Source organism: Flavobacterium sp. DSR3-2 (genome assembly GCF_049896525.1).
In the GTDB taxonomy this organism is placed as follows: domain Bacteria; phylum Bacteroidota; class Bacteroidia; order Flavobacteriales; family Flavobacteriaceae; genus Flavobacterium.
Window position 1 is genome coordinate 141,603 of sequence record NZ_JAFCUM010000001.1, and the last position, 15,508, is coordinate 157,110.

A 15,508-nucleotide genomic window follows, 5' to 3' on the forward strand; every position below is an offset into this window, starting at 1 on the left:
TTGTTCATTTTTAAAATTGTTTTTTAGTTTGCATTTATAAGTTCAAATTTACTCCTAGCAAAAATGTTCTTGCTCTTGGGTAAACATTGTTGTCAATTCCATTAAATCGTTCTGGATCTAATCCGTTGTATTTTGTCAAAATTAAAACATTCTGAACCGCTGCAGTAAATCTTAACGTCGCAACTCGTAGTAATGATTTATCAAAAGTATAACCCACCGTTACGTTATCTAATTTGATGAAAGAAGCATCCTTTATAAAATAATTTGACAAATAACGTTGTGTACCATTATCTTCAAATGTAAAACCAGTGTTAAAATAGTCGGTACTCACATTAGACAAATCTGTTTGTCTTCTTAAACCTGCATCTAGATAACCTAAATTAGAACTCACATTATCAAAAATATAGTTTCCTAAGCTTGCTCTCCAGTTCATTGTTAGATCAAACTTTTTATAATTCAAAGTTGAGAATAAACCAAAAGTATAATCGGGTGCTGGCTTACGATATCTATAACGATCTCCTGCGTCAATTTTCCCATCTTGGTTTCTATCAGCGTATGCACCTTGAATTGGTCTTTTGTTACTATCGTATAATTGCTCATACACTAGAAACGAATTTGGAGTAAATCCTACAGAATTAACTTGAATTTTGTTTCCGCTTCCTCCTGCGATATTATCACCTGCAAGATACCCTTGAAAACCTGGAACGGCAATTCCTAAGTTTGATATTTTTTGATCAATGAAAGTAGTGTTGAAGGCTACGTTCCAAGTTAAATTATCATTTTTGACAATATCAGACTCAATGTTAAATTCAACTCCTTTAGTCCTCACAGCACCCACATTAAAGAAACCTTGATTTCTAATATTTGCACCATCAGGTACGGCAATATCAGCTAATAAGTCTTTTGATTCCTTGTCAAAATAGTTTAAAGATCCTGTTACTCTGTTATTAAAAAATCCATAATCGATACCAAGATTAATCTCTGCTAATTCTTCCCATTTGATGTTCTCATTATATCCTTCTGGTCTTGCAGTTGAAATAACTGTGTTTCCAAAAATATATTGCGAATTAATTGTACCAAGGGTTACACGTCTTAAATAATCATATTGAGCTGATATATCTTGTTGTCCAGTTGTACCGTAACCAACTCGTAATTTAAATGTTGAAATGGTAGAGTTATCTTTTAAAAATGACTCTTCGGCAACATTCCATGCAAGAGCGGCTCCTGCAAAATTACCCCATCTGTTTTGTTGCGAGAAACGTGAAGTCCCATCTCGACGATAATTTACAGTCAATAAGTAACGACTGTCAAATCCTAAGTTTAAACGACCAAAGTAAGATTGCAAATTAATATCTGGATCTGTTATGACGTCCTGATTTGGGTTTGGCTGTCTAATTTCTCCTGTTTGAGAGCGTTCTTTTTCAAACAATTGATAATTGTATCCGGCTGTGGCATCAACACTCAATTTACCAAAATTTTTAATATAATTAAAGTAAGCGTTTAAATTTTTATTTTGAAGCGCATCTGTGTAACTTGAATAGTTACCCAAGTTTACATAATTAGCTTCAGTAAAAGTTCTTGGCCGAAATCCCAAGATACTTTGAGTGCTTACTTCAGTAAAACCATTACTATCAAATCGATCTATACCTGCTTCCGCAACGACTCTTAAATCTTCAAAAAAGTGAAATTTATAATCTACGCTTACATTTCCCCATTTTCTAGTTGAAGTTGCTCGACGCTGATCTTGATTCAAACGCGCAACTGGGTTTCTTGCTGGTAATAAAGGCACATTACCATTTGGCTCTAGCCATTCATAGTATCCACCGAAGCGAGAGTTCGCTTGAAAAACTGGCTGAGTAGGATCAAATCCTATGGCACTTCCTATAACTGCGCCTTCATCCTGAAATCTATTTCTACCAAAAGATAAATTACCGCTAACATCTATCTTTAAATGATTATCAAACAACACAGGATTCAACGAAATAGACGTTGTAGTTCTTTCAAAAGAAGTATTTTTAAGAATACCAGAATTGTCTACATTACCTACTGAAAGTCGTACTGGTAATTTATCAAGTAATGCTCCGCTCACAGAGATATTATTATTAGTAGTGACAGATGTGCTGAAAATCTCATCTTGCCAGTTTGTATTGGCATTTCCTAATAATGCTTTTTGTGCAGTAGATCCTTTTTCATTAACTAAAGCACGAAATTGATCTGCACTTAAAACATCAACTGTGTTTTCAACAGTATTAACAGCTACTTGGGAACTAAAACTTACTTTGACTTTTCCTTTCGTACCTTTTTTAGTAGTAATTACAATTACACCATTTGCTGCTCGAGAACCATATATCGCTGCTGCAGATGCATCTTTAAGAACTGTAAATGATGCGATATCATTAGGATCTATAGTAGACAAAATACTAGTCGCACCTGACGGTACAGCATTACTTAAAGGCAATCCATCTAATACAATTAACGGCTCATTTGAAGCATATAAAGATGATCCTCCTCTAATACGAATATCAGCTTTAGCACCCGGCGCTCCTCCTCCTGTTACATTTACTCCTGCAATTCGACCACTAATCAAACTTTCTGGAGTGATGTTTATTCCTTTATTAAAGTCTTTTTCAGCAATTTGAGAAACTGATCCTGTTGCATCTTTCTTCTTAACAGTACCGTAACCCACTTGAATTACAACTTCTTGCAATTGATTCGCATCTTCTTGTAAAGACACATTTAATGAATTTTGAGCAACATAATCCACAACAGTATTCGTGTAACCGATGTATGAGAAAACGATTTTGTCGCCTCTTTTTACATTGGATAACTGATATTTCCCATCAAAATCAGTAGAAACACCATTAGCGGAACCTTGTACATTTACATTTACACCCGGAATAGGCTGTCCTGATGTTTTATCAAGAACAGTCCCACCAACAGTATTCTGAGCCAGAATACTAAAAGGGAGTAGCAGTAATAACATTAACAACTTTTTATAAATTGTTTTCATACTTTTTGTTTAAATTAATTTAAGTTTTTATTGAATTCTCAACCTTAACCATTACTTCGAATGTTAAATTTATGTAAATTTTGTCACCTCCGACAACAGCCCTTTTTAATTGAGTTACGAAAACGTAATAGTGTTGAAAACTTTCTGATTTATTTAAATTTTTATCCCTTTAATTACCATTTGTAAAATTAAATTTTATCTTTATTACGAAATAAAATTTTTACCACATCTTACCATGAAAAGGAAAATCACACTTAAACAAATTGCAAAAGAATTAGATGTATCCATTTCCACAGTTTCCAAGTCATTAAGAAACAGCCTCGAGATTGGTGAAGAAACTAGACTTAAAGTACAGGCGTTTGCCAAATTCTACAATTACAAACCGAACAATATTGCGTTGAGCCTAAAAAATCGCAAAACAAAAACTATCGGAATTATTATCCCTGAAATTGTGCATCATTTCTTCTCTACAGTGATTAAGGGAATCGAACATGTAGCCAATGAAAATGGATACAGCGTAATCATCTGCTTATCTGACGATTCTTTTGACAAAGAAGTTCTTAACATGGAAATGCTTGCTAACGGTAGTATTGATGGTTTCATTATGTCTCTTTCTAAAGAAACCCAATTCAAAGGCGATTTTCACCACATCACTGAAGTCATCAATCAAGGAATGCCTGTCGTGATGTTTGATCGTGTTACCAATGATATTCTTTGCGACAAAGTAATTATTGACGATCAATCCGCAGCGTATGAAGCGGTTCAAAGCTTGATTGATAAAGGAAGAAAAAAAATTGCATTAGTAACCACAGTAGATTACGTGAGCGTCGGCAAACTCCGTACTGACGGCTATATTAAAGCGCTGTTGGATAATGACATCCCTTTTAATGAAAATCTAATAATCAAAATAGAAGATGTTGATACGTGCGAAATTACCATTGGAAAATTACTGGAAGACAAAGCAATTGATGCTGTTTTTACGGTTAATGAATTGTTCGCCGTTACCATAATCAAAACCGCCAACAAAATAGGCCTTAATGTCCCTACAGATCTAGCTGTTATTGCCTTTACCGATGGTATTATTTCAAAATATTCAACACCTACGATTACCACCGTAAGTCAAAACGGAATAAAAATGGGAAACAAAGCCGCAAAAATGCTAATTGAAAGACTCGAATCTGAAGAAGATGAAGAAGACGAAAATTATAAAACCGAAGTTATTGAAACGCATTTGATAGAAAGAGAGTCTACAAATTAAATTTTTAAATTTATAAAGAGAATGAGGACTTTTAAAAACATTTATTTTCAGTCAAATTATCAATTTTGTAGACTAAAAAATCTAAGAACACTAAAAATCTAATTGATCTAAGTAGTCCATCCCGTATTAGATTCAGCACTACAACCTTGTAGTGAAAAATGTTTCTTATTATTTGTTTGCGAAAAACGTTAGTTTAAAATATATTTTTATATTTACGACATCAAACCTTAACTTTTACTTCGAAAATAAGATGAGTTTTGATAAGCATAGCGCTTATCGTTTAATTTTTTAAATTACGATAATGGAAAAGCGTAGATTAAGTTTCTGGCAAATCTGGAACATGAGTTTTGGATTTCTGGGGATTCAAATGGGTTTTGCGCTGCAAAATTCTAATGTTAGCCGTATATTTCAAACTTTAGGCGCAGACATTGACGACATTCCCATTTTGTGGGTTGCCGCGCCAATGACAGGTTTAATCATTCAACCCATAATTGGTTATTTCAGCGATAGAACCTGGACAAAATTAGGTAGAAGAAAACCTTATTTTTTAGCGGGTGCTATTTTTGCTTCCGCAGCCTTATTCATCATGCCCAATTCACCCGTTTTATGGTTTGCGGCAGGAATGTTATGGATTATGGATGCGTCAATCAATGTTTCCATGGAGCCGTTTCGTGCCTTTGTAGGCGATAACCTTCCAGAAAAGCAACGCACAATGGGATTTGCGATGCAAAGTTTTTTTATAGGAATTGGCGCTTATTTTGCTTCGAAATTACCGTTAATTTTGACACATTTCGGTGTTGAAAATACCGCTCCGCTGGGAATCATTCCTGATTCTGTAAAATACTCCTTTTATATTGGTGGAGTTGCTTTCCTAATTGCAGTCCTATGGACGGTAATTACATCCAAAGAATATTCTCCTGAAGAACTGGCAGCATTTGAAAACCATAAAAAAGACACCTTTGAAAAAGAAAACTATTCTACGGAATGGTACCAAAATAACGGCAAATCACACTTAAACAAAGGGTTGATCTTCTTTGCCATTGGAATACTATTTGCTTTTGCCATTTTCCATTTTGAATTAAAGAAAGACTTATATGTACTGGCCCTTGGTTTAATCGCATTGGGTGGTCTGGCTATGATTATTTCGGGATTAATGCAAAAAGCAAATAATACCGAAAATGGATTTGTAACCATTATGAATGATTTTCAGTTCATGCCAAAAATCATGAAACAATTGGCCTGGGTTCAATTCTTCTCTTGGTTCGCCCTTTTTTCAATGTGGATTTATACCACTTTGGCAGTTACACAACATATTTATGGCACAACAGACACTACTTCAACAGCCTACAATACGGGTGCAAATCAGGTTGGAGAAATGTTTGCAAATTACAATCTGATTGCCGCATTAGCCGCTTTCTTGCTTCCTTTATTAGCAAAAATAACCAGCAGAAAATTTACTCACTTCTTGGCATTAACACTAGGAGGATTAGGACTCATTTCTATTTATTTTATAAAAGATCCCAGCACTTTTAATATGGAATGGTTGCCAATGATTGGAATCGGAATTGCTTGGGCTAGTATTTTATCTATACCCTATGCGATGCTTTCCGGAGCGTTGCCATCAAATAAAATGGGATATTATATGGGGGTTTTTAACTTTTTCATTGTTATCCCACAATTAGTTGCCGCCTCGATTTTAGGGTTTTTGGTCTCTCAATTTTTTAACAGTGAACCAATTTATGCGCTGCTAATAGGCGGCTTTTCAATGATTCTTGCCGGAATAATTGCACTTACAATTAATGATGAATCGAAAATTACAATCAATGACTAAAAAAGCATTTATATTCGACCTGGACGGAGTGATTGTTGACACGGCTAAATACCATTATTTAGCGTGGCAAAAAATCGCAAATGAATTAAATATCGAATTTACACACGAACATAATGAATTATTAAAAGGAGTAAGCCGCGTGCGCTCTTTGGATATTATATTAGAATTAGGAAAAGTGGAAGCTTCACAAGAAGATAAAGACCGATGGTTAGTTCAAAAAAATGAAGACTACTTATCCTATTTAGTCGATATGGATGAAAGCGAAATTCTTCCGGGAGTATTTCCAATTTTAAAATTTTTAAAGGAAAACAACCAACACATCGCATTAGGTTCTGCCAGTAAAAACGCCAGACCTATTCTGGAAAAAACAGGACTACTCTCGTATTTTGACGCGGTTGTAGATGGAAATGATGTGACTAATGCTAAACCAGATCCGGAAGTATTCCTGATGGCTGCTAAATTACTGAATGCTACTCCCGAAAACTCAATAGTATTTGAAGATTCAGTAGCGGGAGTTCAAGCGGCAAATATTGGTAATATGACCAGTATTGGAATAGGTGATGCACGCACTTTGCACGAGGCAAAACACATCTTTAATGATTTTACAGCTATCGATACCCACTTTATAGAAGAATTAATAAAAGAATAAAAAAACAAGATTCAAAAAAGGAAAAAAGGAAAAGATTGTATGCAACCCACTACAATCTTTGAATTTTTAAATCATTGAATTTTTTAAATTAGAAAAGAATGAATCAAGATTATATAAAACCAGACAATTGGTCTATCATAGAAGAAGGATTTGATGCCGAGTGTGTAAAATCATCTGAAAGTCTGTTCAGTATTGGTAATGGTGCCATGGGACAACGTGCTAATTTTGAAGAAACATACACGGGAGAGACCTTTCAGGGAAGTTACATTGCCGGCATCTATTATCCTGACAAGACTAAAGTGGGTTGGTGGAAAAACGGATATCCGGAATATTTCGCCAAGGTTTTAAATGCTCCAAATTGGATTGGTATTGACATTGAGGTCAACGGAGAGAAACTGGATTTGAACAACTGTTCAGCAGTCAATAATTTTCGCCGTGAATTGAATATGAAAGAAGGTTGGTACAACCGCTCTTTTGAAGCTACTTTGAAAAACGGAACGGAAATTTCCGTGAGTGTACGTCGCTTCCTTTCTTTGAACCTAGACGAGGTGGGGGTGATTAATTACGAAATCACACCTTTGAACAAAGATTCAAAAATAGTTTACAAACCATATATCGATGCTGGCGTAACAAATGAAGATGCCAACTGGGAAGAAAAATTCTGGGAACCACTTGATGTAAAAAAGTCAGGAAATGAAGCATTTGTAACGGCACAAACATTTAAAACACATTTTAAAGTAACCACATTCATGCACAACAGCATTTTGAATAATGGTGAAAAAACGGCTATTTCTCCTTCTAATATTGATGCAACTGCTGATAAAATTCAATTCAGTTATGATGTAATTGTGGGGCAAGGCCAAAAATCATCGATCCAAAAAATTGGTGGTTACACGGTTTCCTTAAACCATGAAAATACCGTTACCGCTGCTGAGAAAGTAATTCAATCCGCTTTAGCATTAGGATATGACAAAATGCTGCAGGACCAAATTGATGCTTGGGCAAAAATTTGGGAAATGTCTGATATTACCATTGATGGTGATGTAAAAGCACAACAAGGAATTCGTTTCAATATTTTTCAGTTGAACCAAACCTATTTAGGAAAAGATTCCCGTCTGAATATTGGCCCTAAAGGATTCACCGGAGAAAAATACGGTGGATCAACGTATTGGGATACCGAAGCCTATTGCATTCCTTTTTACATGGCAACCAAAGATCAGGAAGTAGCCAGAAACTTATTGACATACCGTTACAATCAATTGGACAAAGCCATTGAAAATGCTACCAAATTAGGATTTACAAATGGCGCTGCTTTGTATCCAATGGTGACCATGAACGGTGAAGAATGCCATAACGAATGGGAAATTACCTTTGAAGAAATTCATAGAAACGGAGCAATCGCATTTGCCATTTATAACTTTTACAGATACACTGGCGATTACAGCTACATTCCTGAAAAAGGATTGGAAGTATTAATCGCAATTGCTCGTTTTTGGCATCAAAGAGCGAATTATTCAACTAATTTGAACCAATATGTAATTCTTGGAGTTACCGGTCCAAATGAATACGAGAACAACGTAAACAATAATTTCTACACAAATTATATTGCCAAGTGGTGTCTGGAATATACGTACGAACAAATTCAAAAAGTGTCGCTGGAATATCCTTCGGATCACAAAAGAATTACCGAAAAAGTAAAAATCACGGATTCCGAATTACAATCTTGGAAAAAAGTTTCGGACAATATGTACTTTCCGTTTTCGGAAGAATATAATGTATACTTGCAACAAGACGGTTTCTTGGACAAAGAATTAGTTCGCGTAGCTGATTTGGATAAAATCCAAAGACCCATCAATCAAAAATGGTCTTGGGATAGAATTTTGCGTTCGCCGTATATCAAACAAGCCGATGTTTTGCAATGCTTCTATTTCTTTGAAGATCATTTTTCGAAAGAAGAACTGAAAAACAATTTTGAATTTTACGAATCTTTTACGGTTCATGAAAGTTCGCTTTCGCCTTGTGTACATTCAATTCAGGCGGCACTGTTAGACAAAATGGATATGGCATACACATTCTACTTAAGAACTTCGCGTCTGGATCTTGATGATTACAACAAAGAAGTGGAAGAAGGCTGTCATATTACATCTATGGCCGGAACTTGGATGAGTATAGTAGAAGGTTTTGGAGGAATGAGAATTAAAGAGGATACACTTCATTTTTCTCCAAAAATCCCAAAAGAATGGGAAGGCTATTCGTTTAAGATTAATTTTAGAAACCAAATTTTGAAAGTAGCAATCAATCATAAGGAAACTACATTCTCAATTATTGGCGATACCAAATTGGCAATCGTAGTAAACGGAAAATCCGTTTTGGTAACGCCAGAAAGTTTAGCGACCGTTTAGAAACGATTGTTAAAACTTAACATTAATGCTGTCACTTGATCCAGATTTTCATAAGTAAAATACAATCCCAATGCACATTGGGATTGTTTATATGACACTGATTCTAATTGGAATTATCCCTTACATAATTCGATGAAACAACACTGATTTTTTTATAATTCTCATTAAAATTTAATGTAATTAATGTATTTCACTATGAATAAAATTATTTCTTTACCTGTCCAAAATAGAAGTTTTCTAAAAAAAATAACCTTATTCCTTTTTTTTATGTCTGCAACGTTACACGCTCAAATCGACAAAGTTGAACCGCCTTTTTGGTATGCAGGAATGCAAAATCCAGAACTGCAGATTCTTTTTTACGGTAAAGACATTTCTCAATACCAAGTTACGGTTTCTAAAGGCATAAAAATAACCAATGTTGAAAGAACGGAAAATCCCAACTACATTTTTGTCACCATTGATACTAAAAAAGTTTTGGCCTCTGATTTCGTGTTTACTTTTAAAAACAACAACAAAAAAACGTTTACACAAAAATATTCTTTCCAGCAAAGAAGAGCAAATTCCGCGCAACGCAAAAGCTTTGACTCTTCGGATATGATGTATTTATTGATGCCGGATCGTTTTGCCAATGGAAACAGAAACAATGACAGCGAAAATTCGACCAAAGAAAAATACAATAGAGAATTACCGGGGGGAAGACACGGTGGCGATATTGACGGAATTATAAAAAACTTGGATTACATAGCATCGTTGGGAGCTACAACGATATGGACCACGCCACTTAATGAGGATAATGATGCTGCTTATTCATATCATACGTACGGTCAATCTGATGTATATAAAATAGATCCGCGTTATGGAACAAATGACGATTATGTTCGGTTGGCTTCTGAAATGCACAAAAGAGACCTGAAACTGGTGATGGATTACGTCACGAATCACTGGGGAATTGAACATTGGATGATGAAAGATTTACCTACAAAAGAATGGATTAATCAATTTGATACTTTTACACAAACCAATCATAAAAGAACCGTTATCCATGACATTAATGCATCTGAAATTGACAAAAAAATAACGCTTGACGGTTGGTTTGTTCCAACGATGCCCGATTTAAATTTGAAGAATCCTTTGACTTTAAAGTACTTGATTCAAAATGCAATTTGGTGGATTGAATACGCTGATTTGGATGGTTTCAGAGTTGACACCTACAATTATTCAGATCCAAAAGGAATCGCAAAATGGACAAAATCCATTACGGATGAATACCCAAATTTTAATATTGTAGGGGAAGTTTGGATGCAAAGTCAAGCGCAAATGGCATATTGGCAAAAAGACAGTAAAATTGCTGAAATACAAAATTACAACTCGTATTTGCCAAGTGTAATGGATTTCACCTTGTATGAGGCAACCAGCAAAGTTTTTAATGAAGATGACGGCTCATGGGACAAAGGAATGGTAAAATTATATGACAATTTTACGAATGATTTTCTGTATCCAAATATCAATAATATGTTGATTTTTGTAGAAAATCACGACACCAATCGTTTCAATCAAACCTACGAAAACGACATTAGAAAATACAAAATGGCAATGACCCTTATGGCTACCGTGCGTGGAATTCCACAGTTATATTACGGAAGCGAGATAGGAATGGCTGGCGATAAAAACAAAGGAGATGCGGACATTCGTAAAGATTTTCCTGGCGGTTGGGAAGGCGATAAAAACAATGCTTTCGTCAAAGAAGGAAGAACTTCGGGACAGAATGACTATTTTAATTTTACTTCTAAATTATTTAACTGGAGGAAAACGAAAGCGGCGGTACATTTTGGAAAAATGACACATTACATTCCGGAGAATAACATTTACGTTTATTTCAGATACAATACAAATGAAACAATTATGGTTTTGATGAACAATAGTACTGAAACCAAAACAGTAAACACAAATCGTTTTAGAGAAAACATCAAAGATTTTAAAACCGGAAAAGATGTTATTTCTGAACTTACCTTTGACGTTACAAACAAAATTACAATAGAACCTAAATCGGTTTTGATTTTAGAACTAAAGTAATTTGAACCAATTAGGTAATTTATACTCACTTACATGAACTTGTAATTCTCATCGGTTTCAAGAAAAATCAATCATTCAATGCTAAAAAAATGAAAAAATATTTAATCCCACTTTTATTATTCACCATGACAATCATAAGTAGTTGCTCCAGTACACAAACGGTTGCCGAGAGTAACAAAACACCTTTCGTTTGGGAAGGTGCGAATGTTTATTTTCTAATGACCGACCGTTTTAATAATGGTGACGCTTCAAATGACATAAACTTCAACAGAACCAAAACAACAGGAAAACTTCGTGGTTTTGAAGGTGGCGACATCAAAGGGATTTCTCAAAAAATTGACGAAGGTTATTTTGATAAATTAGGAATAAATGCTATTTGGTTTACACCAATAGTGGAGCAAATACACGATGCCGTTGATGAAGGAACGGGTTTGAGTTATGCCTTTCATGGATATTGGGCTAGAGACTGGACGAACTTAGATCCTAACTTTGGAACAAAAGAAGATTTGGCTGCATTAGTTCAAAAAGCACACGCGCACGGAATCCGAATCATTCTTGATGGCGTGATCAATCATACCGGTCACGTAACCTCCGAAGATACCGTTTGGCCAAATGATTGGGTGAGAACAGGACCCAATTGTGATTACAAATCGTTTGAAAACACAACCGCATGCACATTGGTTTCTAATCTTCCGGATATAAAAACAGAAAGCAATCAAGCTGTAGCGCTGCCTCCTTTTTTAATCGAAAAATGGAAAAAAGAAGGGCGTTACGAACAGGAAATGAAAGAATTGAACGCGTTTTTCGCTCGTACGGGATATCCAAGAGCACCAAAATATTACATCATCAAATGGTTAACGGATTATATTGCAGATTACGGAATTGACGGGTACAGAGGCGACACCGTAAAACATACAGACGAAACCGTTTGGGCCGATTTTAAAACCCAATGTGATTATGCTTTTAAAACTTGGAAGAAAAACAATCCAACAAAGGTTTTAGACAACAACCCTTTTTACACGATTGCCGAAGTGTACAATTATGGCATTAGTGGAGGACAAGATTTTGATTTTGGAGACAAAAAGATAAACTATTTCAAAAATGGTTTCAACAACATGATCAATTTTGAATTTAAATGGGATGCGCAAAAAGACTATGAATTTATATTCTCCAAATATTCAAACAAGCTGAATAATGACTTGAAAGGATATAGCGTTTTGAATTATTTGTCATCTCATGATGATGGCGGACCTTTTGATGGAAATCGCACCAAAACTATAGAAAGCGGAACCAAATTATTACTGAGCCCCGGACTTTCTCAAGTGTATTATGGGGATGAAAGCGCTCGTTCCTTAATAATCGACGGAACACAAGGCGATGCTACCTTGCGTTCGTTCATGAATTGGGAAGCCATAAAATCAAATCCTGCAACCCAAAAAACGCTGTTGCATTGGCAAAAATTAGGGCAGTTCAGAAGAAATCATCCAGCCGTTGGAGCAGGGATTCATAAGCAAATTTCGGCTCAACCCTATACTTTTTCCAGAACATTCTCTAAAGAGAATTATTCAGATGCGGTGGTGGTTGGATTGGATTTAGCGATTGGTACCAAAGAACTTGCGGTAGGTTCTGTTTTTAAAGATGGAACTAAAGTCAGAGATGCCTATTCCGGAAAAGAAGCAATTGTTTCGAATGGAAAAGTAAGTATTGATTCTGAATTCGACATCGTTTTATTGGAATTGAAAAAATAATTTTAACTCGTCGAATTTAATTAATAAAACTTCAATTAATATTAAAAAAAAACTAACCACATAGAAACATAGAAAAAGAGTAGGACGGCCCAATTCTTGGGTTCACATAGCTATGGTTTTCTTTAAAAAACTGCAACGGCTTTCAAAATTTATGATTTATGTTCCTATGTGGTTAAAAAAATCAATTAAATTGAATTATATCCAATAGGTTAATTTCAAAATAATTTCAACCAAACGCCTTTAGAAATGAAGGCGTTTTTTTATGGTTATCTTTACCAAAAAATAAAATAAAATGCTAAAAATTGCACATCGTGGCGCAAAAGGATACGAACCTGAGAACACCTTCGTTTCGTTCCAAAAAGCATTAGACATGCAAGTGGACGGCATTGAACTCGACGTGCATTTAAGTGCTGATGGCGAGATAATCGTTATTCACGATGAAACTATTGACAGAACGACCAATGGAAAAGGTTTTGTAAATGCATTATCTTTGCGCGAATTAAAAGCTTTTCGAATAAATGGAACACATGAAATTCCAACGCTGGCAGCGGTTTTTGATTTGGTAAACCAAAATTGTTTTATCAACATTGAGCTCAAAAGTTATGAAGTTACAGAAAAAGTAGTTTCGCTAATTGAAAAATACGTTACCAAAAAAGGATGGAACTACGACCGTTTTTTAGTTTCCAGTTTTGATTGGAACGCGCTTCAACAAGTGGCATTTTTAAATGATAAAATTCCAATTGGCGTTTTAACGGAAACCGATTTAGACTTGGCTTTGGCTTTCGCCAAATTCATTCAGGCTAAATCCATTCACCCGCATTTTCATTTATTGACACAAGAAAACACGGCGAAAATGCAACAAAAAGACTTGCAGGTTTTCCCTTGGACCATAAATGAATTAGAAGATATTAAAAAAATAAAAACATTCAACGTAAACGGAATCATCACTGATTTCCCAAATAGAATATGAACCAGAATTTTGATATAATAATAGTAGGCGGCGGCGCAGCAGGATTTTTTACAGCGATTAGTATTGTAGAGAAAAACCCAAAACTGAAAGTCGCGATTTTAGAACGCGGAGCTGAAGTGTTGCAAAAAGTTCGCATTTCCGGTGGTGGAAGATGCAACGTAACACACGCTTGTTTTGAACCGAATGAATTAGTGAAATTCTATCCGCGTGGCGAAAAAGAATTACGCGGTCCTTTTCATCAATTTGGTTCTGGTGATACAATTGAATGGTTTGAGAAACATGGCGTAGAATTAAAAATTGAACCTGACGGACGCATGTTTCCCGTTTCGAATTCCTCACAAACAATTATTGACTGTTTCCTAACAGCCACACAAAAACTGGGAATTACAGTACTTACTGGACAAAGTGTACAATCAATTTTCAAGAAAGACGCTTTTTGGAAAATAGAAACCCAAAGCGAGAATTACATAGCCGAAAAGCTCGTTTTAGCTACGGGTAGCAATCCTAAAATATGGGAAATGCTGCAGACTTTTGGACACGCTGTTGTCAGCCCGGTTCCTTCCCTATTCACTTTTAATATCAAAGATTCCAGAATAAAAGAATTACCCGGAGTTGCGGCGCAAGTAACCGTAAAAGTAAAAGACACCAAACTCAGCGCAACAGGACCATTGTTAATTACCCATTGGGGAATGAGCGGACCGGCTATTTTGAAACTCTCCGCTTGGGGAGCCCGCGTCTTGCATGATAAAAATTATCAGTTTACCATTTTTGTAAATTGGTTGAATGATGAAGATACTGCGGATGTAGAGAAAAAGCTAAAAGATTTAAAACAAGAACACGCAAAAAAATCGGTTTCAAAGAAATCTCCTTTCGAATTAACCAATAGATTATGGGAAAGTTTGGTGCTCGCTTCAGGAATTGAAGCGGAGACGAAATGGGCCGATTTGTCTAAAATTCAATTGCAGAATCTTGCGAATCAATTAACGAATGGCACTTTTCAAGTAAATGGAAAAAGTACCTTTAAAGAAGAATTTGTAACTGCCGGCGGAATTGATTTAAAAGAAATCAACTTCAAAACCATGGAAAGCAAATTCCATGAAAACCTGTATTTTGCTGGTGAAATTGTAAATATTGATGCGATTACAGGCGGATTCAACTTTCAGAATGCGTGGACTAGTGGGTTTATTGTAGCGAGTGCTGTTGGATAAAATTCTAAAGCAGTAAATTTTTATAAATCACTCAAAATCAAAAAGGAAGTCTAAGTTATTGAGTGAAAGTTTTTTGTAAATTTGTAAAAAAATAAGTTATGACAACGATAAGATTAAAAATAAATGAAAACACTAAAAAAGGCAAAGCCTTTTTAGAAATGGCTCGTGTATTTTTTGAAAATTCAAAAGAAATTGTGCTTATTGAGGAAGATGATAAAAGCCACTATAATCAAGAGTTTGTAAAAAAAATTAAAAAAGCAAGCAAAGAAAAAGGTAGAGTCATGGAAAGTGCAGAGGAATTATGGGAAAGTATCAAGTAATCATTAAACAAACGGCTGAAAAAGATTTATCAAAGCATA

At 35.3% G+C, this 15,508-nt stretch carries 10 protein-coding genes; 9 read left to right on the forward strand and 1 reads right to left on the reverse strand.

Features of this window, described 5'->3' with window-relative positions; translation table 11 throughout:
* Window positions 1–34: 34 nt before the first annotated feature.
* Complete coding sequence (locus tag ACP7AV_RS00595) at window positions 35–3,010, reverse strand: SusC/RagA family TonB-linked outer membrane protein (protein WP_426090346.1); 2,976 nt, start codon at window positions 3,008–3,010, stop codon at window positions 35–37.
* Window positions 3,011–3,245: 235 nt separating this feature from the next.
* Here ACP7AV_RS00595 and ACP7AV_RS00600 point away from each other — a divergent pair, with 235 nt between their 5' ends.
* From ACP7AV_RS00600 to ACP7AV_RS00640, 9 genes are all read left to right on the forward strand, one after another.
* A complete protein-coding gene (locus tag ACP7AV_RS00600; RefSeq protein ID WP_426090347.1) occupies window positions 3,246–4,268 on the forward strand; it encodes a LacI family DNA-binding transcriptional regulator in 1,023 nt (340 codons plus the stop codon).
* 301 nt (window positions 4,269–4,569) lie between these two features.
* Complete coding sequence (locus ACP7AV_RS00605; RefSeq protein ID WP_426090348.1) at window positions 4,570–6,099, forward strand: MFS transporter; 1,530 nt, start codon at window positions 4,570–4,572, stop codon at window positions 6,097–6,099.
* Window positions 6,092–6,748 carry a beta-phosphoglucomutase gene (pgmB, locus tag ACP7AV_RS00610; protein ID WP_426090349.1) on the forward strand — a complete coding sequence of 219 codons (657 nt, stop codon included), beginning with the start codon at window positions 6,092–6,094 and terminating at the stop codon, window positions 6,746–6,748. Before ACP7AV_RS00605 ends, pgmB begins: the two co-directional genes overlap by 8 nt.
* A gap of 98 nt (window positions 6,749–6,846) precedes the next feature.
* Window positions 6,847–9,150, forward strand: coding sequence for a glycoside hydrolase family 65 protein (locus tag ACP7AV_RS00615; protein WP_426090350.1), 2,304 nt, complete (start codon window positions 6,847–6,849; stop codon window positions 9,148–9,150).
* 195 nt (window positions 9,151–9,345) lie between these two features.
* Entirely contained in the window at window positions 9,346–11,223 is a 1,878-nt protein-coding gene (locus ACP7AV_RS00620; RefSeq protein WP_426090351.1) for a glycoside hydrolase family 13 protein, read from the forward strand.
* An 89-nt stretch (window positions 11,224–11,312) separates the two neighbouring features.
* On the forward strand, window positions 11,313–12,971 hold the full coding sequence (locus ACP7AV_RS00625; protein WP_426090352.1) for an alpha-amylase family glycosyl hydrolase: 1,659 nt from the start codon (window positions 11,313–11,315) through the stop codon (window positions 12,969–12,971).
* Window positions 12,972–13,263: 292 nt separating this feature from the next.
* On the forward strand, window positions 13,264–13,941 hold the full coding sequence (locus ACP7AV_RS00630; RefSeq protein WP_426090353.1) for a glycerophosphodiester phosphodiesterase: 678 nt from the start codon (window positions 13,264–13,266) through the stop codon (window positions 13,939–13,941).
* A complete protein-coding gene (locus ACP7AV_RS00635; protein ID WP_426090354.1) occupies window positions 13,938–15,149 on the forward strand; it encodes an NAD(P)/FAD-dependent oxidoreductase in 1,212 nt (403 codons plus the stop codon). Before ACP7AV_RS00630 ends, ACP7AV_RS00635 begins: the two co-directional genes overlap by 4 nt.
* Before the next feature lie 98 nt (window positions 15,150–15,247).
* On the forward strand, window positions 15,248–15,469 hold the full coding sequence (locus ACP7AV_RS00640) for a DUF2683 family protein (protein WP_426090355.1): 222 nt from the start codon (window positions 15,248–15,250) through the stop codon (window positions 15,467–15,469).
* Window positions 15,470–15,508 lie beyond the last annotated feature (39 nt).